Origin of the sequence: Mesorhizobium sp. WSM4306 (assembly GCF_007003975.1) — a bacterium.
GTDB lineage: Bacteria > Pseudomonadota > Alphaproteobacteria > Rhizobiales > Rhizobiaceae > Mesorhizobium.
Genome location: NZ_VFTC01000025.1, coordinates 1 through 24,790 on the forward strand (window position 1 = coordinate 1; position 24,790 = coordinate 24,790).

Here is a 24,790-nt window from a genome sequence, read left to right on the forward strand (position 1 = left end):
AGGTGACGTGAACAATCACCAGCCTGCCATGACCGCCCTCTCTCAGCGAATTTGCAGAACTCTCAGTACACTACCTCGAAGTCAGCGCCGAAGGAGTATTTTGCTAGGCGATCAGCGCCTTCGCCTCTCCTCTTATGGCCCGCTGCGATGCGACCCCGCCTGTAGAGAGCCTTGATGTGTTCCCTGAACGAGAGCATTTCTAGGGACAACACTCCATACGGGGGCGCAATAGTGCGTTTGGTAAAGAATCATCGCTTGGCGAGTCGAGCGGTATTGGCAGTTTGCTCGGTCCTAGATCGGGCAGGCGCCTTATCTGAAGCCATCAAAAATGACTACGGCGAGGACCTACTGGTCCAAACACATCTGAGAGATGAGGCCGACAATTTCCATGTATTGATACAGGTTAAAGGCACTGCGAAAATTACCGGAAAGGGTGATTTAAAGACCTTCCGTTTTGACGTCAGCCATCTACAGCGATGGGTTGGCTTCATACAACCGGTGTTAATATGCTTATATGAAGAAAGCACAGGACTCATATATGCACTAAGGCCCGGAGATCACTTCTCGCTTTGGGAGCTTAGTACGACAAAAAATAAGACACTCTTAGCCAAATTCACCGACACCAGTATATTTGACGAGAATAGCGCAACATCATTTATATGGCGCAGCAGGATAGAATATTATTCGAAATTTCTCAGCTATTTTGAAAACAATATCCGATACAATTTCAATAATTTTCCCCCCGGCAAAATAAATGGCATTCAAGCTGAAATGAACATCGTTGTCATTAGCTTTCTAAAAACACTTGGCTTGTTAAAGAAAGATATTTTTGACGACGACTTCAGAGCAAAGATAAGGAACGCGTCGACAAACCTGTCCGCGTCGAATAGCGACCCAGCAACAGAAAAGGTCAGCCTAAGGCATGTTTTCATGTTGTGTTTACTTGGCCGAACGCACGATGTTTGCGGGCAGGGATTGCCAACCAACCTCATGGAATATGGGACAGAAATGTGCGGTCTCTTTTTTCGACAATTTCATAAGGATGAATGGAATGAAGCAAAGAAGAAATTTCCGGGTGAACGGTGGGCTCCTTATAACGTAAACCAGCGCACGTCCCGCAAGCATGCGGAAAGTAGGTGAGTTTGGCGCACCTCGTCCCGCATTACTCATCCTCTACTGCAACACCTTTTCCAAGGGCAGAACGTGCGCCCACCCCTCACCCCACCGCTACACACTCGATTTCGATATCGAACTCCATCGGCCAAGACGCCACCGGCACGAAGGTGCGCGATGGTGGGTTTTCGGAGAAATGCCGGGCATAGACGCGGTTGATGGCGTTGTAGAAGCCGGCATTGGCGGCGTAGATGCGCACCATCACCACGTTCTCCAGCGAGGTACCCGCCGCTTCCAGGCAATGGCGCAATGCCTTCAGCGACGCCTCGGTCGGCACCTCGATGTCGCCCTTGACCAATTTGCCGGTTGAGAGATCGAGCGGCGGTGTGTCGGAGACGAAGACCAGCCCCGCGCCCTTGGTCACCAGCGACAGCGGCACGCCCAGCGCCCGCACCGCCGCCGACAGCACCGGCACTTCGATGGTTTGCTTTTTCATGGTGGTGCTCCCTTTTCTGCGAGCAAGCTTATCGCGGCGGGGCCGGAACGCGAGCGGCGCCTTTACCTTCTCCCCCTGTGGGAGAAGGGGAAGACGGCGCCTCGCTCACCCCTGCCCGGATACGGCGTGCCATCCTTGTGCAGGAACCTTCCATCCGAACTCGGGCTCATCATGTCGATGTCGGAGCAGAATTCTGGATCGTCGAAACGCCTCACCGTCACGGAATGGTGGTCTGTGCGCGTCGCTTCGCTCCTTGCTCCGCGATAGAATGACGACGAACGAGACCTCGGCATGTACCGAAACGAGCGAATTGCGTTCCGCGCAATCAGGACTACCCCTGATGCGCGACCGCCAGTTCCTTCGCATGCATCTCGTGCATCTTCAGCACCTCCAGCGTCTTCTTGGCGAACTCCTTCAGAGCCGGGTCGTCGCCGGATCGGGCATAGGTGGAAAACATCGCCACGGCCTGCTTGTGCGCCTCGGTCTGCAAGGTGATGTACTTGGCCTGGAAGGCCTCGCCATCCAGCGCCTTGAGCTGGTCGAGCAGTGCCTGGTCTTTCGGCAGCATCGGCGGGCCTTCGGGCTTGATGGATGCCGTGGTCTGGCTTCTTTCCAGCGCCGCCTTGAAATCCTGGCCGGCCTTTGTGTGGTCCTTCACCATCAGCGCGGCGAAATCGGCCACATCAGGCGCGACGCCCTTTTTCTCGGCCAGCTTGCTGCTTTCGATCTCAAAGCGGTTGGCGCTTACCAGTGTTTTGGCGAAGGTGTCGGTGTCCACCTTGTTGTCCGACACCGCCGGCAAGGTGCTGATCGCCTGCTGGGAAAAGGCTGAAGGCGTTCCGGCCAGAAGGGCCAGCATGGCAATGGCGAGATGCGGTTTCATCGAAACCCTCCGTGAAGGTGTCCTCGCAGACCCAACGCGGCAGATGCGGTGAGGTTGCCAGCCGCGTCCCTTCTCCTCGCGCGGGGAGAGGGAGAAGCAGCCTTACGACTGCAGCGTGATCGCTCCCTACGGGCGACGAGGCCCCAGCAGAAAGGCTGTCATCGTTGCGCTCACGCACGCCACCGCCAACAACGCAACGGCGCCCAAAGAGCTGGGTTTTCGGCGAATTGAAACAAGGTTTTTTGAAGCGGGAGCATTTTGAACCAAACCGTCCAGGTCGGACCTGCTCCCATGTCGAACGGAATAGGCCCGGGTCAACTCTGCACCGAGCAGAAAGATTTCTGATGAATAATAGACCCAGAGCAGTATGACGAGCAGCCCTCCGGCCGCACCATATGATGATGCGATCGCACTTGTGCCGATATACCAACCGATAAGCGACTTCCCCAACGTGAACAGAGCGGCGGTCACGACAGCACCGATCCCGACGTCCCGCCATTGCAAGGTGCGGTCTGGCAGGACTTTGTAGATCGCGGCAAACATCACCGAGATCAGCGAAAAGGAAATCAGGGTGTTGATCGCGCTCAGAACAAATTCGCCGAACGGCAAATGAGCGCTGATCACGTTGCCCAGAGCAGAGATCGCCGCGCTCGCCACCAAAGATACCAGCAACACGAAGCCGAGAGCGGCGACCAGGCCGAGACTTGCCGCACGCGCGCGCAAGAGACGCGACAGTGAACTCCCTTTCGCTTCAACCTTCCATATTGCATTCAGGGCCTGCTGCATCTCGCCAAACACCGCGGAGGCGGTGACGAGCAAAGTGGCCACGCCGATGATGGCCGCCAGGGTCCCCGATGATTTGTTGGATGCCCCTTCGAGCGCTGTCTGAAGGAGCGCCGCACTTTCTGCACCCATCAGCCCCGATATCTGAGCAGACAACGCCAACTGTGCTGCGTCATGACCAAATGCGATGCCAACTATCGCGACGACAATTATCAGAACCGGGGCCAACGACGTGGCGGCGTAAAAGGCCATCGCCGCGCCATGACTAAGGGCATTGTCGTTGACAAAGCCAACCACGCTTTCTCGCACCAAGTCCCATACGTTTTTAAGTGTGGGTCGCACTTCGAATCCGTGAATGGGGTCGCAAACCGTCTACTATCAATGCAGCGGATCTTCCGATGTTCCGGCCGACTTGAGCGAAAGCTTCACCAGCGACGTGAAGCGCAGATCAAGGTCACTGAAGTCGTGCGAAAGACCAGCAACAGCGCGCCTGCCTCAGTGGCAGCACGCCTCGCCATATTGCAACTGCTCGTTCCAGTTCGGCCGGCCTTCCGGGGTAAAGTCCATCAGGTTCCACAGGATCTCGCAGGTCCCGATGGCGCGGGGGTCCTGGCCGGGATCCGTTGGCGCGAAGCCGAGTTCGGACGACCAGAAATGCCTGATGCCGTCACCGTTGCGCTGGAACACCGAAAGCAGTGGTATCTGCGCGCCCTCGGCCGTTTCGGAATTGTAGTCGCGCTTGAAAGCGTTGCCGGCCGACGAGACGAGCCGCATGTTCCGCCAGCCGCGGTCGCGGCCGAGCGCTACCAGATTGTCGAGCGCGGTCTTCGCCACCACCGCGAAGTTGAAGCCCGCCGCTTCGAGATGGCCGATCGCGCCGTCGAACTGGTCGAGCAGCGCCGTGCAGGACGGGCATGGCTGGTCCTGCCGGGCAAGTTTCGCGGTCTCGCCGCCTTTCGCCACCTCGCGTGTCTCCTGCGGATGACGCGGGAACATCATCTGGTAGAGGATGAGCGAATCCTTGCCCGGCGCAAACAGGTCCGGCAGCCGCACCTTCGCCGGCTTGCCGTCCGGGCCAAGCCCGTCGAAGACATAATCCTGCGGCACCAGCCCGCCCGGCGGCAAAGCGCGGCGGGCAACCGCCACCGCCTCCATGGCGCGGCGCAACTCGATTTCCTTCTGCAGGAGTTTTTCACGCGCGGTGCGATATTTAGCGGATTCGTTGGGGAAGGTGATCATGATCGTCTCCATCTGCCGGGTGGCGCGCGGCGGACACGGCAGCGCGCTTGCCCTTCAAGGACGCGCGACGGAAGGCGGTTCCGACATTTTTGCACGCACCCGGCGACCAGGCTCCGCTTTCACAACGAGCCAAACGCTATTGCCGTGGCACCGGGCAACTGGCATCGCCCTCCTGGCAGTTGAGATAGCCTTGGAAATCCTTCAGCCGGTCGTTGGTGAGACTTTCCTGGCAGCCGGCCACAATCATTGAATAGCTGGTGCCGGCCATGTCGGGCGGGCCACCCCGGAAATTGCATTCGGCATCGCGGAAGGCAATCCAGGCGCGCTGTGCATCGACCAGAAGCTTCTTTGACGCAGCATCGTCCTTCAGCCGGTTGGATATCTGCCTGTAGGCGTCGTTGAGTCTTTTGTCGGCCTCAGCGAACGATTTGCCGGCGCATTCGTTCATGGTTGTCTGATCCTGCGCGTTTGCGCAATCATCCGCTCTTGCCGCGGCGGCCAGGAGCGGGATGGCAAGAACGACGGTGGCAAGGCCGATTCCAAGAAGGCCGGTACTGAAAAGCCGCATCATGTTTCCTCCAGTTTCGAACCCCGCTCCGCAATCGAAGCTTAGAGCCGAGACGGTGGCAGACAAGATGCAAGCTGCCGCCTTGGTGGACGGTTTCTTTCGAGGGCGAGGCAACCCGCCTGGCTTTTCCGCATTCCCCCGACAGGCTAGAGCTCATCGGCCCTGGGGGACAACAAATGCACGAGGAGATCGACCTGCGCTGCCCACAAGTGGTGGCCGACAACGCAGCCAAGGGCCTGCGGCTTCGCGGAGAATTCGGCCGCGGCGGCACCGAGATCGGCGTTGCGCGCGCCACCGAACTCAAGAACCGCGAAAAGCTGGCACCCTCCACCATCCGCCGCATGGTCAGCTATTTCGCCCGCCACGAGGTCGACAAGCGCGGCAAGAATTACGGCAATGAGGACAATCCGTCGGCCGGCACTATCGCCTGGCTGCTGTGGGGCGGCGACGAGGGCCGCACCTGGGCGCTCGATCTCAAAAAGAAGATCGGCAACGCGCCCGATATTTGAGGGCTACTGTAAAACGACTGGCGGGCCCCAAACCCCCGCCTGGGACCCGCCAAGGAGTGGCTGAACACATGCCGGTGCAGCCGCTCCACATCAGCCAGTCGTCGATCCGCCATCGGTCGAAAGGCATGGATGGTGAGGTAGCATCCGGTTGCGGCGGGCTATGTGAAGCAGTTCACAATCCGAAGGATTTCAACAGCGCAAACCGCCCGAAAGCTCACACCTAGCCTTCCCAGGCAACGGGCACCATGCCCAGCCGCTCGTAGAGCCTGAGGGCGGCGGCGTTCTCGACCGTGTTGGTCTTGAGGTCGACATGGGGCGCGCCTCGATCGCGAAAGGCGTTGAACGCCTGCCACATCAGCGCTTCGCCAATGCCTTTGCCGCGCGCCTCGGGGTGAACGGCGAGGTCCTTGACGAAGGCCCTCGTCCAGCACAGCGCAGCCGCCGCCAGCCGTCCCTTGGCGTCGATGACCAGGAAACACAGCGCCGGGTCGAATTCGGCATCGCCTGAGATACGCGGCCACCATTCGTCGAAGGGTCCGTCGGTGCCGTCGTCGAACACCTCGGTCAAAAGCGCATGCAGGGGTTGCGCGTCGCCATGTTCGAAGCAGCGCATGGTAAAGCCATCCGGCCAGTGCGGTGCAACGAGTGTCTCGTCGAGGATCTTGCGCAGCCGGATGTCGTTTGGAGCCGGCGGCCGCGGTTCAGGCATGGCACTCAGGCGTCGGGCTGCAGCCGGCGGCGCTTGCGGTCGACACCGAGGCCGGTGGCCTCGAGCAGGCCTTTGCGCTTGGCGTCGAAATAATAGCCGGTCTGGTAGAGCCAGTCGGCCTTCTTGGCGTTGCCGTCGGCACACAGCCAGGCGCCGCGCAGATATTTGACCGCGTATTTCAGATTGGTCTCGGCGTCGAACAGGCCCTTGGCCGGCCCGTCATAGCCCATGCCGCGCGCCGTCGCGTGCTTGATCTGCATCAGGCCCCAATGGCCGTTGTTGTAGGCCTTGGGATTGTAGGTGCTTTCGCGGCTGACGACATGGCGCACCAGATCCACCGGCACCTCGTAGAAAGCGGCATATTTCTGGATCAGCTGGTCGATGTCGCCGCGCATGCCGGTGGCATACTCATCTGCCGGCGCGGGGTTGAGCGGCGCGGCAGGGAACTGAACCAGCGCAGCCGGATTCTGCGGCCCGACATAGGCCACCTGCTGCACGCCGGGCAAGGTTTTCTGGCCACCTGCGGCAGTCGCCGGCATGACAAGCCCGGCGGTCGTATACGTCTCAGCGGCAACTGGCTGCCCGGCTTTGGCAGGCGCAGGCGCCTGCCAGGCGCTGGCGGCCATCACCGCAGGCATGGCCGGCGCCGCGGGCGTCGCGCCGGCAAAGGCCGCGGTCGCGGCAGCCGGCTGTGCGGCGGCATCGAGTGCCGGCGTGGCGGGTGTCGCTTCGGCCGCCTGGACGGGTGTAACCCCTGAGGATTGCGGCAGCACCGAAACCGCGTCGGGCAGCGGCACGGTGAAGCCGGCATCGCTGCCGGCGGCGGTCGCGGTTTCGGTCAGCGCAGGCGTAGCCTTCATCTGCGAGGTCGATTGGCAGCCGCTAAGTGCGGCGGCGCCGACGATCACGCAGATCGCAATAAGGTTGAATTTTGCTGGCAAGCCGCGCGGGTCCGGTTTGTCGGGTTGTTAAGAAGTCCTTACACCAGCGATTCCTGGTGAGCAATCGGGGCTATCCGGTGGTTTTCGGGTGGCGAGAGCTAGGCCCAGATGCCATATTGTTCTGCATATGTACCGGTCGATATGCCGGTTTTCGCCACTTTGCGGAAAGGAGCGCATCATGGAAACGACATCTTCGATCACAGCCGGCCACGCAGTGTTAGAAACAGTGATCGGCTTCATGGGCATCGCCTGGAGCGAAAAGGGCCTGATACGGCTTTGCCTGCCCGAAAAGAGCCGTGAATCGGTGGAGCGCCGGCTGATGCGCCATTCCGGTGTTGCCGCCAATACCGAGCAGCCGCAATGGGTCGTCGAGCTGATCGCCTCGATCAAGGCCTATGCCTCAGGCGAGGACGTCGATTTCTCCGGCGTGCCGGTCGATCTCGAAGGCGTCGACGACTTCCGCCTCGCCATCTACGACGCGGCGCGAAAGCTCCACTATGGCGAGACCACCACCTATGGCGAACTGGCCAAGCGCGCCGGCCAGCCCGGCCTGCCGCGTGAAACCGGGGCAGCGCTCGGCGCCAACCCGGTGCCGCTGGTCATCCCCTGCCACCGCATCCTGGCCGCGGGCGGCAAGATCGGCGGCTTCTCCGCGCCCGGCGGCTCAGCCACCAAGGAAAAGATGCTGGCCATGGAAGGCGTGCGCGTCGGCCCGCCACCCCCGGCGCAGGTGTCGTTCGGGTTCTGAAAATCAGAACCTGACGCGACTAATGGCGGCGCAGGAAGCGCCGGTGGAAATGATCGTTCTCGATCCGCTTGCACAGATAGACCGGGCAGGAATCCGCGTCGGCGCTCGGCACATAGGCGCGTTTCCTGACCTCGCCGATGTTGCAGAATTGCTGGCTCTGCACATAGCGGTCGAAGAGCGGCAGCCCCGGCACACGCTTCGACTGGTAGCGCAGGATCACCGCGCCCTGGCGGGCGATCGTGCCCTGCACCCTGTCGCAGCTCATACGGGTGGGATCGTAGCGCGAAATCGCCTGCGCTTCGGCGGCCGCCAGCGTCAGGCAGACAGCCAGCAGAATGGTTTTCAGAACGGTTTTCATGGTTGTCTCCAAAACCGGACTAACGCCGCGGGGCGCTCCGATCTTCCCGATTGCCCAACGCTTTCATGCGATTGGGGCGGCCTTTGGGCGGTGCCACGGCGGCGCCTTTTTTCGAGCCATCTTGTTTTTGGTGCAAAACCTGCCTATATCAGGTTCATTGATATTTCGGCCGATCGATCCGGGCCTCGCGATCTTCGCGTTTGCTGACGTCTATCTCCAAAATCTCGATACACACCGGCTGAACTTCGGTTCGGTCAAACCAAAGCAAATGCGAGGACTATTCATATGGCAACTGGTACGGTCAAGTGGTTCAATGCCACCAAGGGCTTCGGCTTCATTCAGCCTGATTCGGGCGGCGCGGACGTTTTCGTCCACATCTCCGCTGTCGAGCGCGCTGGACTGTCGACCCTGGTCGAAGGCCAGAAAATCAACTTCGAGATCGAGCAGGACCGCCGCACTGGCAAGTCGTCCGCTGGTTCTCTGAGCAAGGCAGCCTGATTTTGCGATAGCGCGCGCCGGACGAGAGTTCGGGGCGCGCGGCAAGTCACGGATGTACTGACAGTCGCGTGAGAAGCGCGCTGGAGTGGAAAGACCCGACCAGCTGGATCAGCAGATAGCTGCCAGCCCGGACTTAAAGCTCCCAATCAGGCTACCGAAAATGGGAAGGCGGGATTTATCCCGCCTTTTTGTTTGTCTGGGGTTCAGCTACCGGCCGAAGGCCGCAAGCCCGACCGGGCGTCGCGCCTTTTGGCGCGCCTCGTCCGGAGCGAGCCGCGAAGCGGCGGCAAGCGTGAGGACAAAATTAACGCCGCAGATGCAACGGCACAACCTTGTTGTCAGCACCCAGCAGCGCCTCGATCGACAGCGGCTGCTCGTTGAAGATCGTGCCGGCAAGCGCCGGGCGGCCAAGGTGAAACCCCTGCAGCAGGTCGACGCCGCCATCCAGCGCGACGCGCAGGTGCGTTGCCTGCTCGATGCCCTCGACCAACACCCTGGCGCCGCGATCGTGCAGCGACGAGACGAGCGGCCGGAAGAAGCGCTCGGCGGCAGCGTGGCGGCAGAATTCGGCGAACCAGCCGCCGTCGATCTTGACGATGTCTGGTTGAAGCAGGCTCATCCGCTCGGCGGTCGAATGGCCGGTGCCGAAATCATCGATGGCGACGCGAACGCCGTGGCGCCGTATCTCGCGCACCAGCGGGGCCAGCACATGATCGTCGGCGGCTTGCTCGGTGATTTCGCAGACCAGCATGCCGGCATGCAGGTCGAGATCGCCGAGATGCCGGGTCATCAGCCGGATCTCGGCCAGCGCCCGCCCGAGATGATCGTTGATCATCGGGTTGTAGTTGAAGAACAGGTCGAGCCCATCGACGCCGATGTTGCGGAAGTTTCTCAGATGCAGCATCCGGCACATCGTCTCGACAAACAGGCGGTCGCCCGCCGAGATGCTTTCGAAAAACACGGCCGGCGCAACCGGCATGGCCGCTCGGTGCGGTTCAACCAGGGCCTCTACCGCGACCGCGGCCAGCGCGCCGCCGCGTGGCGCAAAGATCGGCTGGTAGGCGCTCTTCAGCCGAAACGCGCCATAGACGCCGTATTCGATGCCGACCTCGTCGGCGAAGATCGCTTCGCCGACATAGCGCCGCCGCTCGCGTTGCACGGTCATGGCCCGGTCCTGCGCCCGAACACCCTGCCCGGCCGCGCTGAAGCGGTTCGGCCGGCAGGCGCCTTGACTGGCTCGACCGCCGCGACAGGTGGCTGCGCATCCTTGCCGAAAACGCGAAAACTGGTCGGCGCCAGTTCCGGCTTCGCCAGCACGAAACCCTGCACCATCGAGGCGCCCGATTTCTCGGCGAGTTCAAGTTGCCAGCCCTCCTCGATGCCCTCGAACACGGTGCGGATGCCTTGCTGTTCGAAGTTCGTCACCATGGTGGTCAACAGGGCGAAGCCGGCGCCTGACTCCATCAGCTGCGTAATCCAGTGCGCATCGAATTTGACGATATCCGGCTTGAGTTCCTTGATGCGGTTGATGTCGGATTCATCGGCGCCGTAGTCGTCGACGGCGATGCGGAAGCCATTGGCCCGCAGCGCCTCGACGAAGCTGTAAAGCGTTTCCTGCGACGCCGACCTCTGCTCGGTCACCTCGCACACGATGCGGCGCGGATCTATCCCCGCCTCGTGCAGCACCAGGCGCATGTCGCGCAGCGCGTTGTCGACGATGGAGCGCTCGGTGAACACCGACGGGTCGAAATTGACGAAGATCGAGGCCTCTTGCGGCAGGCAGGCGCCGGCGTTGAGCAAATGCAGCGTTCGCGTCAACGCCTCGATATGCAGGCGGTCGCCGGCCGGACATGTCGAGAAGAAACTCATCGGCGATTGCGGCTCGCCGTCGCGAAACGGCCGGATCAGTCCCTCGAACGCCGCCACCGACAATTTGCCCTCCTTGAAGGCGAAGATCGGCTGGAAGGCGCTTTGCAGCGTATAGATACCCCAGACACCCGACGAGGTGCCGTCATCGTTACGGATGATGTGGGCAAGCCCGATGCTGCGCGACAAGGGTCCCTCGCTCCGCGAGACAGGCGAAATGGCTGGCGATCCTACCGCCAAAGGTTTTAACGGCCGTTGATGAATTTATTCTTGCCAGGGATACGTTCCATGGATTGCTTCACACAAACCGGGTGTAAAACCCGGCGCAGGCGCTGTCCCAAAGCCGATCTTCACACCTCCTTGACCCCTGGCTCATCCGACAATGCTTGCACTTGGCGGGTTGATGCGACATGAGAAGCGCCGCAGCTGTTCCCGCTGCGCCGACCCTCTGGAGATATCTGGTCATGGCCTTTCTTGCCGACGCCCTTTCCCGCGTGAAGCCTTCCGCCACCATCGCGGTGACGCAGAAAGCCCGCGAGCTGAAAAATGCCGGCCGTGACATTATCGGCCTCGGCGCCGGCGAGCCGGATTTCGATACGCCCGACAACATCAAGAATGCGGCGATCGAGGCGATCCGTCGTGGCGAGACCAAGTACCCGCCGGTTTCGGGCATCGTGCCTCTGCGCGAGGCGATCGCGAAAAAGTTCAAGCGCGAGAACAATCTCGACTACAAGCCCGAGCAGACAATTGTCGGCACCGGCGGCAAGCAAATCCTGTTCAACGCCTTCATGGCGACACTGAACCCAGGCGACGAGGTCATCATTCCCCGCCCCTACTGGGTCAGCTATCCCGAAATGGTGGCGATCTGCGGCGGCACCTCGGTGTTTGCCGACACGTCGATCGACAATGGTTTCAAGCTGACGCCAGCCGTGCTGGAAAAGGCGATCACGCCGAAGACCAAATGGCTCTTGATGAACTCACCGTCGAACCCGTCCGGCGCCGCCTATACGGAAGCCGAACTGCGCGCGCTGGCCGATGTGCTGCTGAAGCATCCGCATGTCTGGACGCTGACCGACGACATGTACGAGCACCTGACCTATGGCGATTTCGTCTTCAAGACCATCGCCGAGATCGAGCCGGAGCTCTATGAGCGCACGCTGACCATGAACGGCGTCTCGAAAGCCTATGCCATGACCGGCTGGCGCATCGGCTATGCCGCGGGTCCGGTGCAGCTGATCAAGGCAATGGACATGATCCAGGGCCAGCAGACCTCCGGCGCTTGCACCATCGCACAGTGGGCCTCGGTCGAGGCGCTCAACGGTCCGCAAGACTTCGTCGCCAGGAACAAGGCGATTTTTCAAGGGAGGCGCGACCTCGTCGTCTCGATGCTCAACCAGGCGCGCGGCATAAGCTGCCCGTCGCCCGAAGGCGCCTTCTACGTCTATCCGTCCTGCGCCCAGCTGATCGGCAAGAAGACCAAGGCCGGCAAGGTGATCGACACCGACGAGGCCTTCTGCTCCGAACTGCTCGAAGCCGAGGGTGTCGCGGTGGTGTTCGGCTCGGCCTTCGGCCTCGGCCCCAACTTCCGCATCTCCTACGCCACGTCGGAGACGCTGCTGGAGGAAGCCTGCACGCGCATCCAGCGCTTTACGGCATCGCTGACCTGATCAGGCCAGCCTGAAACAGAAAACCCGGCGTCACCGCACCCGGCGTCACCGCCGGGTTTTTGTTGGCGCCTCATGCCTCTTGCTCCAGCACAGGCGGTGGCGAAGCGTTCGTGCATGCCGTTTCGCCCACCATGCGCTCAGCCGCCATATTGTTCAGGGGTTACCGCTTCCATCCAATCGGCATGGACGCCGTCCAGCGCCTCCTGCATGGCGACATGGGTCATCGTCGTCTTCGGACCCGCTCCGTGCCAGTGTTTTTCGCCGGGCTCGAACGAGATGACGTCACCGGCCTTGATCTCCTGGATCGGCCCGTCCCATGTCTGGGCGAAGCCCGCGCCTGACGTGACATACAGCGTCTGGCCGAGCGGATGCGTGTGCCAGTGGGTGCGCGCGCCGGGTTCGAAGCTGACCAGCGTGGCGCGCAGCCGCGACGGCGCTTGCCTCTCGATGATCGGCGTTTGCAGCACGCGCCCGGTGAAATACTTCTCCGGCGCGATGATGGTCGGCACGCCGCCGCAGGCAATGATCTTCATGGCTGACAATCCTCAATCCGGTAAATCGTATCCTGCGCAGTTGCCGGCTACCACCCCAGCCGTGGCCAGAACAGCCCGGCCCGTCCGCGATAGGCCGCGTATGCGCCGGCGAGCGGCGTGCGTGCAAATTTCTTCTCTTCGTCGAGCGCGGCAAACACATAGATGGCGATGATCCCGGCGACCGGCACCATGGCCCAGATCGACCACGTCGCAATCCCCCAGCCGATCCAGAAGATAAGGTAGGACGTGTAGAAGGGATGGCGGACATAGCCGTAGGGGCCGTCGGTCAGCAGGCCGTGCGGATTGTCGGGCGAGAAGGCGAAGCGCAGCCGCGCCTTGCGGGATGTGGCAATCGCCCACCAGAACAGGGCCAGGCTCGCCAGTTCGACGGCGAACCCGGCGAGCTTTGCCGGAACCGGCTGCGTTTCGATCCACAATATGGCGAAAAAGAACAACGCTGTGGCGATCACCACCGCCGAAATCACCATCGCGCCCGGGGACATCGCCTGCAATACGAAATGCGCCCGCATCGACCAGACATACTGGCCGAGCGTGACAACGCTGCAGATCGAGACAAGCAGGTCGAGGACTGATTCCATCGTCAAGATTCCGCAGTTGTTATGGTGCCGGTGATCGCACCGGGCGCCGATTCAAGAAATCATTTCTTAACCACTTGTCTAAAGAACATATAGAGCCAGCGATGCGATGTTGGCCCTCAGTGACAACTGAAGGTCTAATCCAGCATGAGCGTTTCCGACCGCACGTTTCGCACGCCTCTGGCCGATTTGCACGTCAGCCAATCGTCGGGTTCCGGCATGCCCATCGTCATGATCCACGGCTCAGGCTCCTCCCGCGCCGTGTTCGCGCGCCAGTTCGACAGTTCATTGGCGGACTCTCACCGGCTGATCGCCTTCGATCTGCCCGGCCATGGCGAATCCTCCGATGCCCGCGATCCGACAACCGCCTATACGATACCCGGTCTTGCCCAGACCACTGCCCGGCTGCTCGATGCGCTGGGCATCGGCCGCGCCATCATCTTCGGCTGGTCGCTCGGCGGCCATGTCGCGATCGAGCTTGCCAGCTTCCACCATGCGGTGAACGGCCTGGTGCTGACCGGAGCCCCGCCGGTATCTCGGGGACCGCTCGGCATGCTGCGCGGCTTCCACGCCAATTGGGACATGCTGCTCACCTCCAAGAAGGTTTACTCCGAACGCGACATCGAACGTTTTGAGACCTTGTGCTTCGGCGACACCGCAAGCCCGTCCTTCCGCGAAGCCATCAGGCGCACCGACGGCCGGCTGCGGGCCGGCGTGGCGCGCAGCATGTTTGCCGGCAAGGGCGCCGACCAGAAACAGGTGGTCGAGCAAGCGCCCTTCCCGGTCGCGGTGATTAATGGCGAGCATGACCCGCTGGTGCGGCTGAGCTATTTCGAGACGCTGGCTTACGGTTCGCTGTGGGAGCAGTGTCATGTCATCCCGGACGCCGGCCACGCGCCGTTCTGGGAACGCCCGGACCTGTTTAACCCGCTGCTGGCGCGATACGCCGAGGCGGTGGCGGAGCACAGCGTCGCCAACCCCGCGCGGCGAAACCAGCCCGGCTGAAATCCTCCGACCGTTTTTGATGCCCTCGCTCGCCCTGCCCGTTGCCGCAGCGCGCGCCCGGATTTCTATTTTCCTTGCCCTGCCGGCTAACCCGTGGGACGATGGGTTTGGGCAGGTGGCAAAATGAAAACAACCCCGCCCGCGACGGTCGAACAGGCCGGCCGCCGCACACGTCAGGGTGCGATCGGCGCAAAACCGTTTCCACTTTTGCTGATCGCACTCCAAGGGCAACGCCTGAGTGGAGGTCAGCCATGGGTACTCGCGCCGGAGGACGACGCACGGGACCGAAATGCATTGCCATAGTCGGTCCCTTTGCAAGCGGTAAGACGACACTTCTCGAAGCCATCCTCGCCCGTACGGGCGCCATCCCCCGCCAAAATCCCGTTTCTTCGGGAAGCACCGTTTCCGATCATTCGCCCGAGGCGCGGGCACACGCCATGAGCGTCGAGGCGACCTTTGCCACCACCGAATTCATGGGCGAGCAGCTCACCTTCGTCGACTGTCCCGGATCGATCGAATTCTCCTTCGAGGCCGAGCCGGTGCTGGCCGCCTGCGACATCGCCGTGGTCGTCGCCGAGGCCGATGAGAAGAAGATTCCCGCCTTGCAGCTCATCATGCGCAAGCTCGACGATCTCGGCGTGCCGCGCATCCTGTTCCTCAACAAGGTCGACAAGGCGATCGCCGGCGTGCGCGACACGCTGAAGATGCTGCAGCCGACGAGCGCGGCGCCACTGCTGCTGCGCCAGATTCCGCTGCGCAAGGACAATGTGGTGATCGGTTCGATCGACCTAGCGCTGGAGCGCGCCTACATCTACCGCGAATATGCCGAAAGCCAGGTCGCCGAGATTCCGGGCGACGAAAAGGCGCGCGAGCTGGAAGCCCGCTTCTCCATGCTGGAGACGCTCGCCGATCACGACGACCAGTTGATGGAGCAGTTGCTGGAGGAGATCGAGCCGCCCAAGGACGCAGTCTTCGACGATCTGTCCGCCGACCTGCGCGCCGGCGCCATAACGCCGGTGCTGATCGGCACCGCCGAAAAGGGCAATGGCGTGCTGCGTCTGTTGAAGGCGATCCGCCATGACGCGCCGGATGTCGAGGCGACCCGCAAGCGCCTCGGGGTGCCGGACGGCAATCAGACGGTGGTCCAGGTGATGAAGACCATCCACACCGCGCATGGCGGCAAGCTGTCTGTGTCACGCATTCTGTCGGGCCAGCTCGCCGACGCCACAGAGCTTTTCCTGTCGAACGGCGAGACGGCGAAGGTCTCCGGCATCTACAAGATGCTCGGCAAGGACCAGTCCAAGCTCGCTGCCGCCAAGGCTGGCGACACGGTGGCGCTGGGCAAGCTGGACGAGGTCAAGACTGGCCAGACGCTGAGCTCCACCAAGGGCGGCATCAAGCCGCTGATTACGCTCGCGCCCCCACAGCCGGTCTTCGCCTTCGCCCTGCGGCCGAAGGAGCGCAAGGACGAGGTCAAGATGTCGGCGGCCATCCATCGCCTGGCCGAGGAAGATCCCTCGCTCACCCTGCGCCACAATCAGGATTCGGCCGAAACCGTGCTGTCCGGCCATGGCGAGATGCATCTGCGGGTCGTGCGCGAGCGGCTGGAAGGCAAGAACCAGATCCCGGTCGAAGGCCATGCGCCGGCCGTTCCTTATCGCGAGACGATCCGCAAGACGGTGCAGCAGCGCGGCCGTCACAAGAAGCAGTCCGGCGGCCATGGCCAGTTCGGCGATGTGGTGATCGAGATCAAGCCGCTGCCGCGTGGTTCCGGCTTCCAGTTCTCGGACACCATCACCGGCGGCGTTGTGCCCAAGACCTACATCCAGTCGGTCGAAACCGGCGTGCGCGATTATCTGAAATCCGGCCCGTTGGGCTTCCCTGTGGTCGATGTTGCCGTCAACCTCTCCGACGGCTCCTACCATGCCGTCGATTCATCCGACATGGCCTTCCAGATGGCAGCCAAACTCGCGATGAAGGAAGGCATGGCGGCGTGCTCGCCGGTGCTGCTCGAGCCGGTAATGAAGGTCGAGATCGTCACTCCGTCCGAAGCCACGTCGAAGATCATCGCGCTGATCCCGCAGCGGCGCGGCCAGATCCTCGGCTACGACGCACGGCCCGACTGGCCGGGATGGGATGTCGTTGAGGCGACCATGCCGCAGGCCGAGATCGGCGACCTGATCATCGAACTGCGCTCGGCGACCGCCGGCGTCGCCAGCTATCGCTGTGCCTTCGATCATATGGCCGAGCTTACGGGGCGGTTGGCCGACGAGGCGATGAATGCCAACGGCAAGGCTGCCTGACAGGCGGTGGCTGATTCGCACAAAAAACGGCGCCCGGATGATCCGGACGCCGCTCCTATTGCGGACCGTCTTCTTGGGAGAAAAACGGCAGGTCCGCCGCATGTATCCGCCGCGCCCGACGGCACTGGCAGACGAATAGGTTCGGACGCGGTAGCCGCCTGAGCCCGGATCTTCCGAGTGATGCCCCCATCTCCCGGACGAACCACACCGCGTCCTATGATCTGCTTAAACGATGAATCGCGCCTGCGACATGTTACCTGAGGTTACATGTCACTGTTACGCGGCAATTCTGGTCGGTTTTTCGCCGGTTGCGCCAGGCCTGAAAACAAAAAAGCCGGATCAACGAAGATCCGGCTGAGTTTGATTGGAAGTGCCTGTTAAGGCTAACCTCCAGAGGGGAACACTCGAGGGCGCTAATGGGAGGAGAACGCGCCCTGGAGATGATCTATATATGTGCTCATCATGCCCAAGAAACAAGCATCTATTTTGCAACACACGCATGCAAAAAGTCGCAGGCTGTGGTCTAACCCATTTTAGGGCACGATAGGACCAGAAAAAGACTTCAAACGGCCTGCGCGACCGGCCCAATGCTGTCAGAGAACCGTAATCGGACCGATTTTTGCGCCGAAGCGCGAAAACACCAAATGATACGGAATCAGGCAGAGCGCGTTTATTTTTGCGGCATCGGCCAGAATCGGAAGGCCGGGACCGTCGGCAAGGGAGACCTGAAATGCGGACACCTCAGGCGATCGCCGGCAGCGCAGTCTTCTTCATCGCAGCACCTTGCGTCGTCGCCGGTGTGGTGCCCTGGCTGCTGACGGACCACTACCGTCTGCCGCTATCGACCGTGCCGGGTTTCGTCCCGGTTGGCGGCATCCTGATCGTCGCGGCCATCGCCCTGCTCATTCATTCCTTCGCCCGCTTCGCGCTCGAAGGGCTTGGCACGCCAGCGCCTGTGGCGCCCACCGAGAGACTGGTGATCGGCGGCGTCTACCGCCATGTCCGCAACCCGATGTATGTCGCAGTGCTGTCGATCATCCTCGGCCAGGCGCTGCTGTTTTCAAGCTGGACCGTCGTCGCCTATGCCGTCATCGGCGCGATCGTCATGGGCTCCTTCGTCAAGCTCTACGAAGAGCCGACGCTGGCCCGCCGCTATGGCGCCGATACGAGACCTACCGCCGCAACGTCCCCGGCTGGCTGCCGCGCCTGACACCGTGGCAGGGATAAGCCGAAGCTGCGCCGCAGGCCTGTTTTAGAAAGACCAGCTGCGTGCTTTCGCGATGATGAAATCGCGGAACACATGCAGCTTGGCCTGGTTCTTCATCGCGTCGGGATAGGCGAAATAGGTGTCGAAGGACGGCACCTCGGTCTCCGGCAGCAGCTGCACCAGATCGGAGTCCTTGGAGATCACATAGTCGGGCAGCATGGCGATGCCGGCGCCGCCCTGCACGGCGCGCTTGATCGACAGGATATCGTTGATCTGCAGCGTCGGCACCCTTTGCCCGCCTTCGAAATCGCCGATCGTTTCCAGCCAGTTCAGCTCCGACAGATGCGACGGCACCGGCACGCCGAAGGTGACAATGCGATGGTTCTTCAGATCCGCAACCGAGGTCGGCTTGCCGTGTTTGCCGACATAGGCCGGCGAGGCATAGAGGTGGAAATGCACGGTGAACAGGCGGCGCTGGATCAGATCGGGCTGCTGCGGCTGGCGCAACCGGATCGCGCAATCGGCCTGGCGCATGGTGAGGTCGAGTTCTTCATTGGCGAGGATCAGCTGCAGGCTGATTTCGGGATAGAGCTCAATGAACTCCTGCACCCGCTCGGTCAGCCAGCCGGCGCCCAAGCCCACCGTGGTCGTGACCCTGAGCACGCCGGACGGCCGGTCCTTGGCCTCGGTCAGCCGCGACTTGATGGTCTCCAGCTTCATCAGCACGTCATGCGCCGTGCGGAACAGCATCTCGCCCTGCTCGGTCAGCACCAGGCCGCGGGCGTGACGATTGAACAGCGGCACGCCGACATCATGTTCGAGCGCGCTGACCTGGCGCGAAATCGCCGATTGCGACAAATGCAGCGTCTCAGCGGCATGGGTAAAAGACCCAGCCTCCGCCGCAGCGTGAAACACGCGAAGCTTGTCCCAGTCCAGCGCCATAAAATTCCCCTCGTTTTCGTTTTGGCGTCTGAATGAAAAATCAGGCTTTTGAACGGCTTGTTCCGCCGTCTTGATAGATTCTATTCGGCCGCTTCGCGGTGCACCTCGATGCCGGCCAGATACTTTTCCGCCTCAAGCGCAGCCATGCAGCCGAGCCCGGCCGCCGTCACCGCCTGACGGTAGATGTCGTCGGTCACGTCGCCGGCGGCGAACACGCCGGGCACGTCGGTGCGGGTCGAATTGGGCGCCGTCCACAGATAGCCGTTCGGCTTCTGCTTCAGCTTGCCGACGAACAGCTCCACCGCCGGCGCATGGCCGATCGCCACGAACACGCCGTCGACCTTGAGATGGCTGATCTCGCCGGTCACCGCATTCTTGAGCTTCAGCCCTTCGACCGAAGGTGGCAGCGGCGTCTTGCCGGGCCGGCCGGTGATCTCGTCGACGATCGTGTCCCAGATGACGCGGACATTGTCCTTCTTCAGCAGCCGCTCACGCAGGATGCGCTCGGCACGGAAATCGTTGCGGCGGTGAATGACGGTCACGCTCTTCGCCAGATTAGAGAGGTAGAGCGCCTCCTCCACCGCCGAATTGCCGCCGCCTATGACAGCGACATCCTTGCCGCGATAGAAGAAGCCGTCGCAGGTGGCGCAGGCCGAAACGCCAAAGCCCATGAAGGTCTGTTCGGTCGGAATTCCGAGCCACTTTGCCTGTGCGCCAGTGGCGATGATCAGCGTGTCCGCCGTGTAGGTGGTGCCGGAATCGCCCTTGGCGCGGAACGGCCGCACGTTGAGATCGACCTCGGTGATGATGTCGTTGATGATGTCGGTGCCGACATGTTCGGCCTGCTTCAGCATCTGTTCCATCAGCCACGGACCCTGGATCGGATCGGCAAAGCCGGGATAGTTTTCGACATCGGTGGTGATCATCAGCTGGCCGCCCTGCTGCAGGCCGGCGACGAGCATCGGCTTCAGCATGGCGCGGGCGGCATAGACCGCGGCGGTATAGCCGGCCGGGCCGGAACCGATGATAAGGACAGGCGCATGTTTGGTGGTCATCTAAAGCCTCTGCGGGGCAGACATCAGGGTGTGCCTTGGAAAAAGACGTGAAATGTCGCCGGTAATGTAAGGGTTGCCAACCACGCCAGCAAGACGAACAGGCCGTCGTCCCCGGAAAGCTTCGGCTCAGAGGCTTATTCGCGCAATCGCCGCTTTCGTTACCGCCTTAAAATCGCCTGACCAAGGGCTGGCATCGACACAAAAGTCGTTTAATGACGAGATCGCGAAAGATTCTTGCGCTTAAGCTGAGACAGCCATGCCCCTGAAAGCCGACCTCGACGCCATCGACTGGAAGATTTTGCGCGAGCTTCAGGCGGACGGGCGCATGACCAATGTCGAACTGTCGAGCCGTGTCGGCATTTCCGCCCCGCCCTGCCTGCGCCGTGTCCGGCGGCTGGAGGAAACCGGCATCATCAGGGGCTATCGCGCCTTGCTCAACGCGCCGGCGCTCGGCATGGACGTCGTCGCCTTCTGCCTGATCGGCCTGCATCACCAGGCCGATGCGGAGCTCAAAACCTTCGCCGAGCGCACCCGCGGCTGGCCGATCGTGCGCGATGCCTGGATGGTTTCGGGCGAATCCGACTTTCTGCTGCATTGCGTCGCGAGCGATCTCGGCACGTTCCAGACCTTCGTCATCGAACAGCTGGCCTCAGCGCCCAATGTCGACACGGTGCGCACCGCGCTCACCATCCGCCGCGTCAAGGACGAAGGGCTGGTGGCGTTCAGCGCCTGACCACAAATTCCTGCACCAATTGCGGCCAGAGCCGACCTGCTCATTCGAAACTACCTGCGTTCCACGGTGAGAACGACAGGCAGCCCCCAGGGAACATCCAGCGGCGTCTGGAGAAGCGACACTTCGCCATCCGCAACCTGGGCTTCCCACCTGGCATAGTGTTTCAGCCGGTAGGTCCCGGAACGGACGCTTAGGCAGGCCACCGGCCCGCCATCGAGATTCAGCGCCGTTTTGAGGTCGAGGTCGGTCGCGAAAAGGAAATCTACCAGCCGGTCCAGCGAGAAGAAGGCGTCCTTGGTCGAACCGACGATGATCCGGCCCTGACGATCTTCTGCGACAAATGTCCGGTTCGCCAGCCAGTTGCTTTTGGTGCGGACATTGTTGCGGCCATCCTCGCCGACGAGCAATGGATAGGAAACCATGGCGTCCTCGGCGTTCGCCGTGACTGCGCGCCAATCGCGCAACGTCAGATCGACCACATGCGTGCCCGAGGCATTGACGACCCATGCCCCGGCCTTGGCATCGTATTCATGCGGGCCGAGTTGGGTGCCCATGCTGATGAAGGGCGTATCGGCCTCACCCTTCAGTCCGAAATAGCTGCCATTGACGATCAGAACCGTACCGCCCGCGCCCTCCGGTGTGAGGGCGGCCTCCCATTGGTCGATGTCCTTGGCCCCGCTGGGCTCGTTGCGGGCAACGAAACGGAACTTGGCCGGGTCGAAACGGTTGAGGTAGAGCCGGTCGATTTCGCGATCACCCGCCATGACCGAAATTTCCCTGACCTGAAATCCTGGCTCCACTTCATTCCAAGCGCTCGCGCCGGCGCTCACGGCGGGAATCTCCGGCTGCAAGGCAAGCTGCATGGCTGGCGAGAGACGCGCATCATCGGGCTTCACGGAAACCCAGTAGGTTCCACCCCGGCGAAGAACGACATTCAACCCATAAATGCCGTTTCGTTGCCAAATGTACCCTGCAGCTGAAAGCACAGCCAACAGCGACAGGACAACGACAATGGAGATCGCTTTCTTCAAATGAATTCCCCCTCACTTACTGATGGAATTACATCTGCAAATTTCTTGCTAGAATAATGTTTGATCTCTGCAGTTTTTCCGCAGAAAGCGTGTGGCGCTTCCACCAAAGGGTATGGGGTGCCTTGGCGCCTCTGTAACCTATTGAGATTGCAGTGGTTAAGCAGCTTCGGAAGCGGTCAGCTAACCCAGTCTTGATCCGAGCGCCCTGACTGCCGCCAGCAGTCCTTCCAGATCATCGGCATCGCGTAGCGGCAGGACCTCAAAGCCCAGCTGTTTGCTCGCCTCGCTGTCGACCAGCCAGCCGCGCGGCAGTCCGGCGCGTTGCCCGGCTTCCATATCCGCCGGCTTGTCGCCGACGATCAGCGAGCGGCTAAGATCGAGGTGAAGACGCTTGCGCGCCTCGATCAGCATGCCGGGATTGGGCTTGCGCATCGGATGGTCGGCGATTGCCAGCCGCCCGCTACCGGCGTCGTGATAGGCGCAGGCAAGCACCATGTCCACGAAGGCATCTTGTTCAGCCAAAACGTCAAGCACCCGCCCATTGACCCGAGCGAACGCGTCCCAGCCGTAATAACCGCGAGCGATGCCAGACTGGTTGGTGACGATTACAACGGGGATGCCAGAGTGGTTGGCCGCCGCGATGACCGGCACGATGCCGTCGCGCAGCACCATTTTGGCGGGATCGTCGGGATATCCCGTATCGACATTGATGGTGCCGTCGCGGTCGAGGAACAGCGCCGGCGTGTTGGCTGGAAACACCCGCGACCCAACCTGCTCGACCCACAGGCCGGGCTCAGCCAATGGATAGGGGCCGGAGGCGTCGCGTTCAGCCATTCGACAGACGCGCTTCAACGACTTCGCAGAGATAGTGGTAGAGGCAGAGATGCCCCTGCTGGATGATCGGCGTCGAGGTTGAGGGCACGTTGAGCAGGATGTCGGTGAGCGGCTTCAGCTTGCCGCCGGTGTCGCCGGTCAGGCTGATCACCGTCATGTCCATCATCCGCGCCTGCTCGGCAGCGGCAAGAATGCTCGGCGAATTGCCGCTGGTTGAGATCGCCAAAAGCACGCCACCTGCCGCGCCATGCGCCTCGACCTGGCGCGAAAACACTGTGTCGAAGCCGTAGTCGTTGCCCCAGGCGGTCAGCATGCCCGCGTTGGCCGGCAGCGCGATGACATTATAGGCCTTGCGCTCCCTAAGGAAGCGGCCGACCAGTTCGGTGGCGATATGGATGGCGTCGCTGGCCGAACCGCCATTGCCGCAGACCAGCAGAGCCTTGCCGGACGAAAGCGCTGTCACGACTGCGCTCACCGCGCGTTCCATCTCGTCGGTCAGGTCGCGCCCGACTGTCGCGGTGATCGCAGCCGCCGAGCGGAGAAGGTAATCGTTCAGGCCGGACATGAAATCCCTCAGTTGGTAGCGCCACCGGCGCGCAATTTGCCGATCGTGCCGGTGGTGCTCTTGCCGACGACGAGATCGACCAGCACGACACGCCCGCCGGCCTTCTGCACCACATCGGCGCCGACCACGGTTTCGACGGTGTAGTCGGCGCCCTTGACCAGTATGTCGGGCAGCAGCGCCTCGATCAGCGCCAGCGGCGTGTCTTCTTCGAAGACGACGACGGCGTCGACGGAAGCAAGCGCGGCGAGCACGCAGGCGCGGTCATGCTGATCGTTGACCGGGCGGCCGGCACCTTTCAGCCGGCGCACCGAGGCATCGCTGTTGAGCCCGAGCACCAGCCGGTCGCACTGGCTGCGCGCCGCGTGCAGCAGGCTGACATGGCCGGCATGCAATATGTCGAAACAGCCATTGGTGAAGCCGACGCTGAGGCCCTCTTCCTTCCACGCCGCCACCATGCGCGCCGCCGAGGCGGCATCGAGGATGGCGTCCTTGTGCGCGGTCGGGCCATGCGAGCGAAACAGCGCGCCGGTCAGCTCCTCGACCGTCAACCGCGCCGTGCCGCGCTTGCCCACCACCACGCCGCCGGCAGCATTGGCGATGGAGGCGGCCATGACGCGATCGGCGCCCGCGGCCAAAGCCAGCGCGAAGCTGGCGATGACGGTGTCGCCGGCGCCCGACACATCGAATACTTCGCGCGCCTGGGTGGCGATGTGGCGCGCCTCATCAGGTCCGACAACGCTCATACCCTTTTCGCTGCGCGTGGCGACGACGAAGTCGAAGCCATGTGAAGCAATCAATTCACACGCCGCCGCGACGATCTCGTCATCCGCGAAAACCGGATGACCGACCGCTTCGCCAAGCTCCTTGCGGTTGGGCGTGATGGCGGTCGCGCCGGCATAGCGGGCATAGTCGCGGCCCTTCGGATCGACCAGCACCGGCTTTCCGGCGTCGCGGCAGATGGCGATCAGTTCGGCGGCGACGCCGTCGAGCAATATGCCCTTGCCGTAATCGGACAGGATGACGATGTCCGCGCGAGAGAGAGCTTCCCGGAAATGCCGGATCAGGCCGGCCCGCTCCTTGTCGTCGAGTGGCTTGATCTCTTCCTCGTCGAAACGCAGCACCTGCTGGTTGAGCGCGCTGAAGCGGCTCTTCGACGACGTCATGCGGCCGCGCGCCTGCGCCAGGCCCGCCGTGTCGGCGCCGAGCTCGCCGAGCATGCGCACCACATTGTCTCCGGCCACGTCGGTGCCGATTACCGACACGGGAATAGCGCTGGCGCCCAGCGAAACGATGTTGGCGACGACATTGCCGGCGCCACCCATGGTCGATGTCTCGCCGCGCCCGTGCAGCACCGGGATCGGCGCTTCCGGCGAGATGCGTTCGATGACGCCATTGACGAAACGGTCGAGGATGAAGTCGCCTACCACCAGCACGGCGACGTCGCCAAAGCGGGCAATGGCGCGGTGCAAAGGTTCGGGCGAAGGCGGATTGTGCTTGATCATGTCACTGGCAATGCGAGGGAAAGGCCGATCTCAATCACGCTGAAAATTGTCAATTTACGGGCCGGATCGTTCATGGCGAAGCCGATATACCGCAAATCCACCCAGC

The 24,790-nt window shown here is 62.0% G+C and carries 26 protein-coding genes and 1 pseudogene; 9 read left to right on the top strand and 18 right to left on the bottom strand.

Features of this window, described 5'->3' with window-relative positions; translation table 11 throughout:
• Positions 1-174: 174 nt before the first annotated feature.
• Positions 175-1,140, top strand: coding sequence for a DUF4365 domain-containing protein (locus FJV77_RS24390; protein WP_142869153.1), 966 nt, complete (start codon positions 175-177; stop codon positions 1,138-1,140).
• Positions 1,141-1,216: 76 nt separating this feature from the next.
• Here the strand turns inward: FJV77_RS24390 and FJV77_RS24395 are convergent, their stop codons facing one another.
• The 5 genes from FJV77_RS24395 to FJV77_RS24415 form a co-directional block, all read right to left on the bottom strand.
• Entirely contained in the window at positions 1,217-1,609 is a 393-nt protein-coding gene (locus FJV77_RS24395; protein ID WP_142869154.1) for a RidA family protein, read from the bottom strand.
• A 331-nt stretch (positions 1,610-1,940) separates the two neighbouring features.
• A complete protein-coding gene (locus FJV77_RS24400) occupies positions 1,941-2,492 on the bottom strand; it encodes a DUF4142 domain-containing protein (RefSeq protein WP_142869155.1) in 552 nt (183 codons plus the stop codon).
• A gap of 126 nt (positions 2,493-2,618) precedes the next feature.
• Complete coding sequence (locus FJV77_RS24405) at positions 2,619-3,572, bottom strand: YihY/virulence factor BrkB family protein (RefSeq protein ID WP_246691374.1); 954 nt, start codon at positions 3,570-3,572, stop codon at positions 2,619-2,621.
• A gap of 198 nt (positions 3,573-3,770) precedes the next feature.
• Complete coding sequence (locus FJV77_RS24410; RefSeq protein WP_142869157.1) at positions 3,771-4,514, bottom strand: DUF899 family protein; 744 nt, start codon at positions 4,512-4,514, stop codon at positions 3,771-3,773.
• 136 nt (positions 4,515-4,650) lie between these two features.
• A complete protein-coding gene (locus FJV77_RS24415) occupies positions 4,651-5,082 on the bottom strand; it encodes a lysozyme inhibitor LprI family protein (protein ID WP_142869255.1) in 432 nt (143 codons plus the stop codon).
• Between the two features lie 176 nt (positions 5,083-5,258).
• On the opposite strand from FJV77_RS24415, the gene FJV77_RS24420 reads away from it, so the two are divergent.
• A complete protein-coding gene (locus FJV77_RS24420; protein ID WP_142869158.1) occupies positions 5,259-5,591 on the top strand; it encodes a hypothetical protein in 333 nt (110 codons plus the stop codon).
• Positions 5,592-5,811: 220 nt separating this feature from the next.
• Here the strand turns inward: FJV77_RS24420 and FJV77_RS24425 are convergent, their stop codons facing one another.
• On the bottom strand, positions 5,812-6,300 hold the full coding sequence (locus tag FJV77_RS24425) for a GNAT family N-acetyltransferase (protein ID WP_142869159.1): 489 nt from the start codon (positions 6,298-6,300) through the stop codon (positions 5,812-5,814).
• A 5-nt stretch (positions 6,301-6,305) separates the two neighbouring features.
• A complete protein-coding gene (locus FJV77_RS24430; RefSeq protein WP_142869160.1) occupies positions 6,306-7,241 on the bottom strand; it encodes a lytic transglycosylase domain-containing protein in 936 nt (311 codons plus the stop codon).
• 178 nt (positions 7,242-7,419) lie between these two features.
• On the opposite strand from FJV77_RS24430, the gene FJV77_RS24435 reads away from it, so the two are divergent.
• The gene (locus FJV77_RS24435) at positions 7,420-7,989 is read left to right on the top strand and encodes a methylated-DNA--[protein]-cysteine S-methyltransferase (protein WP_142869161.1); all 570 of its coding nucleotides are present in this window, start codon (positions 7,420-7,422) and stop codon (positions 7,987-7,989) included.
• 19 nt (positions 7,990-8,008) lie between these two features.
• Here FJV77_RS24435 and FJV77_RS24440 read toward each other — a convergent pair whose 3' ends face one another.
• Entirely contained in the window at positions 8,009-8,335 is a 327-nt protein-coding gene (locus tag FJV77_RS24440) for a hypothetical protein (RefSeq protein WP_142869256.1), read from the bottom strand.
• A 297-nt stretch (positions 8,336-8,632) separates the two neighbouring features.
• On the opposite strand from FJV77_RS24440, the gene FJV77_RS24445 reads away from it, so the two are divergent.
• Positions 8,633-8,845 carry a cold-shock protein gene (locus FJV77_RS24445; protein ID WP_015316174.1) on the top strand — a complete coding sequence of 71 codons (213 nt, stop codon included), beginning with the start codon at positions 8,633-8,635 and terminating at the stop codon, positions 8,843-8,845.
• A 304-nt stretch (positions 8,846-9,149) separates the two neighbouring features.
• Here the strand turns inward: FJV77_RS24445 and FJV77_RS24450 are convergent, their stop codons facing one another.
• Both FJV77_RS24450 and FJV77_RS24455 read right to left on the bottom strand, forming a co-directional pair.
• Complete coding sequence (locus tag FJV77_RS24450) at positions 9,150-10,010, bottom strand: EAL domain-containing protein (protein WP_185970414.1); 861 nt, start codon at positions 10,008-10,010, stop codon at positions 9,150-9,152.
• Positions 10,007-10,900 (bottom strand): EAL domain-containing protein, encoded by an 894-nt coding sequence (locus tag FJV77_RS24455; RefSeq protein ID WP_142869162.1) that lies wholly within the window; start codon positions 10,898-10,900, stop codon positions 10,007-10,009. Before FJV77_RS24455 ends, FJV77_RS24450 begins: the two co-directional genes overlap by 4 nt.
• A gap of 275 nt (positions 10,901-11,175) precedes the next feature.
• Here FJV77_RS24455 and FJV77_RS24460 point away from each other — a divergent pair, with 275 nt between their 5' ends.
• The gene (locus FJV77_RS24460) at positions 11,176-12,378 is read left to right on the top strand and encodes a pyridoxal phosphate-dependent aminotransferase (protein ID WP_142869163.1); all 1,203 of its coding nucleotides are present in this window, start codon (positions 11,176-11,178) and stop codon (positions 12,376-12,378) included.
• A 137-nt stretch (positions 12,379-12,515) separates the two neighbouring features.
• Here FJV77_RS24460 and FJV77_RS24465 read toward each other — a convergent pair whose 3' ends face one another.
• Positions 12,516-12,911 (bottom strand): cupin domain-containing protein, encoded by a 396-nt coding sequence (locus FJV77_RS24465; RefSeq protein WP_142869164.1) that lies wholly within the window; start codon positions 12,909-12,911, stop codon positions 12,516-12,518.
• Between the two features lie 47 nt (positions 12,912-12,958).
• On the bottom strand, positions 12,959-13,510 hold the full coding sequence (locus FJV77_RS24470; protein ID WP_142869165.1) for an isoprenylcysteine carboxylmethyltransferase family protein: 552 nt from the start codon (positions 13,508-13,510) through the stop codon (positions 12,959-12,961).
• A gap of 144 nt (positions 13,511-13,654) precedes the next feature.
• Here FJV77_RS24470 and FJV77_RS24475 point away from each other — a divergent pair, with 144 nt between their 5' ends.
• From FJV77_RS24475 to FJV77_RS24485, 3 genes and pseudogenes are all read left to right on the top strand, one after another.
• Positions 13,655-14,512: an alpha/beta hydrolase gene (locus tag FJV77_RS24475; protein ID WP_142869166.1), complete on the top strand. Its 858-nt coding sequence runs from the start codon at positions 13,655-13,657 to the stop codon at positions 14,510-14,512.
• 251 nt (positions 14,513-14,763) lie between these two features.
• Positions 14,764-16,815: an elongation factor G gene (locus FJV77_RS24480; RefSeq protein WP_142869167.1), complete on the top strand. Its 2,052-nt coding sequence runs from the start codon at positions 14,764-14,766 to the stop codon at positions 16,813-16,815.
• Positions 16,816-17,545: 730 nt separating this feature from the next.
• Positions 17,546-18,042 (top strand): annotated as a pseudogene (locus tag FJV77_RS24485) (isoprenylcysteine carboxylmethyltransferase family protein).
• A 25-nt stretch (positions 18,043-18,067) separates the two neighbouring features.
• Here FJV77_RS24485 and FJV77_RS24490 read toward each other — a convergent pair.
• Both FJV77_RS24490 and trxB read right to left on the bottom strand, forming a co-directional pair.
• Positions 18,068-18,964, bottom strand: coding sequence for a LysR family transcriptional regulator (locus FJV77_RS24490; protein WP_142869168.1), 897 nt, complete (start codon positions 18,962-18,964; stop codon positions 18,068-18,070).
• 80 nt (positions 18,965-19,044) lie between these two features.
• Positions 19,045-20,019 carry a thioredoxin-disulfide reductase gene (gene trxB / locus FJV77_RS24495; RefSeq protein WP_142869169.1) on the bottom strand — a complete coding sequence of 325 codons (975 nt, stop codon included), beginning with the start codon at positions 20,017-20,019 and terminating at the stop codon, positions 19,045-19,047.
• A gap of 256 nt (positions 20,020-20,275) precedes the next feature.
• Between trxB and FJV77_RS24500 the strand changes: the two genes are divergently transcribed.
• A complete protein-coding gene (locus tag FJV77_RS24500; protein ID WP_142869170.1) occupies positions 20,276-20,752 on the top strand; it encodes an Lrp/AsnC family transcriptional regulator in 477 nt (158 codons plus the stop codon).
• Positions 20,753-20,802: 50 nt separating this feature from the next.
• Here the strand turns inward: FJV77_RS24500 and FJV77_RS24505 are convergent, their stop codons facing one another.
• From FJV77_RS24505 to rfaE1, 4 genes are all read right to left on the bottom strand, one after another.
• Entirely contained in the window at positions 20,803-21,783 is a 981-nt protein-coding gene (locus FJV77_RS24505; protein WP_246691375.1) for a phosphodiester glycosidase family protein, read from the bottom strand.
• A 180-nt stretch (positions 21,784-21,963) separates the two neighbouring features.
• Positions 21,964-22,617 carry an HAD family hydrolase gene (locus FJV77_RS24510; protein WP_142869172.1) on the bottom strand — a complete coding sequence of 218 codons (654 nt, stop codon included), beginning with the start codon at positions 22,615-22,617 and terminating at the stop codon, positions 21,964-21,966.
• Positions 22,610-23,182, bottom strand: coding sequence for an SIS domain-containing protein (locus FJV77_RS24515; RefSeq protein ID WP_142869173.1), 573 nt, complete (start codon positions 23,180-23,182; stop codon positions 22,610-22,612). Before FJV77_RS24515 ends, FJV77_RS24510 begins: the two co-directional genes overlap by 8 nt.
• 8 nt (positions 23,183-23,190) lie before the next feature.
• The gene (gene rfaE1 / locus FJV77_RS24520; protein ID WP_142869174.1) at positions 23,191-24,684 is read right to left on the bottom strand and encodes a D-glycero-beta-D-manno-heptose-7-phosphate kinase; all 1,494 of its coding nucleotides are present in this window, start codon (positions 24,682-24,684) and stop codon (positions 23,191-23,193) included.
• Positions 24,685-24,790: the final 106 nt, after the last annotated feature.

Coding starts and splice junctions, on each gene's coding strand:
- FJV77_RS24390 (WP_142869153.1), top strand. CDS start 175: ATGTGTTCCCTGAACGAGAGCATTTCTAGGGACAACACTCCATACGGG.
- FJV77_RS24395 (WP_142869154.1), bottom strand. CDS start 1,609: ATGAAAAAGCAAACCATCGAAGTGCCGGTGCTGTCGGCGGCGGTGCGG.
- FJV77_RS24400 (WP_142869155.1), bottom strand. CDS start 2,492: ATGAAACCGCATCTCGCCATTGCCATGCTGGCCCTTCTGGCCGGAACG.
- FJV77_RS24410 (WP_142869157.1), bottom strand. CDS start 4,514: ATGATCACCTTCCCCAACGAATCCGCTAAATATCGCACCGCGCGTGAA.
- FJV77_RS24415 (WP_142869255.1), bottom strand. CDS start 5,082: ATGCGGCTTTTCAGTACCGGCCTTCTTGGAATCGGCCTTGCCACCGTC.
- FJV77_RS24420 (WP_142869158.1), top strand. CDS start 5,259: ATGCACGAGGAGATCGACCTGCGCTGCCCACAAGTGGTGGCCGACAAC.
- FJV77_RS24425 (WP_142869159.1), bottom strand. CDS start 6,300: ATGCCTGAACCGCGGCCGCCGGCTCCAAACGACATCCGGCTGCGCAAG.
- FJV77_RS24435 (WP_142869161.1), top strand. CDS start 7,420: ATGGAAACGACATCTTCGATCACAGCCGGCCACGCAGTGTTAGAAACA.
- FJV77_RS24445 (WP_015316174.1), top strand. CDS start 8,633: ATGGCAACTGGTACGGTCAAGTGGTTCAATGCCACCAAGGGCTTCGGC.
- FJV77_RS24450 (WP_185970414.1), bottom strand. CDS start 10,010: ATGACCGTGCAACGCGAGCGGCGGCGCTATGTCGGCGAAGCGATCTTC.
- FJV77_RS24460 (WP_142869163.1), top strand. CDS start 11,176: ATGGCCTTTCTTGCCGACGCCCTTTCCCGCGTGAAGCCTTCCGCCACC.
- FJV77_RS24465 (WP_142869164.1), bottom strand. CDS start 12,911: ATGAAGATCATTGCCTGCGGCGGCGTGCCGACCATCATCGCGCCGGAG.
- FJV77_RS24470 (WP_142869165.1), bottom strand. CDS start 13,510: ATGGAATCAGTCCTCGACCTGCTTGTCTCGATCTGCAGCGTTGTCACG.
- FJV77_RS24475 (WP_142869166.1), top strand. CDS start 13,655: ATGAGCGTTTCCGACCGCACGTTTCGCACGCCTCTGGCCGATTTGCAC.
- FJV77_RS24480 (WP_142869167.1), top strand. CDS start 14,764: ATGGGTACTCGCGCCGGAGGACGACGCACGGGACCGAAATGCATTGCC.
- FJV77_RS24490 (WP_142869168.1), bottom strand. CDS start 18,964: ATGGCGCTGGACTGGGACAAGCTTCGCGTGTTTCACGCTGCGGCGGAG.
- trxB (WP_142869169.1), bottom strand. CDS start 20,019: ATGACCACCAAACATGCGCCTGTCCTTATCATCGGTTCCGGCCCGGCC.
- FJV77_RS24500 (WP_142869170.1), top strand. CDS start 20,276: ATGCCCCTGAAAGCCGACCTCGACGCCATCGACTGGAAGATTTTGCGC.
- FJV77_RS24510 (WP_142869172.1), bottom strand. CDS start 22,617: ATGGCTGAACGCGACGCCTCCGGCCCCTATCCATTGGCTGAGCCCGGC.
- FJV77_RS24515 (WP_142869173.1), bottom strand. CDS start 23,182: ATGTCCGGCCTGAACGATTACCTTCTCCGCTCGGCGGCTGCGATCACC.
- rfaE1 (WP_142869174.1), bottom strand. CDS start 24,684: ATGATCAAGCACAATCCGCCTTCGCCCGAACCTTTGCACCGCGCCATT.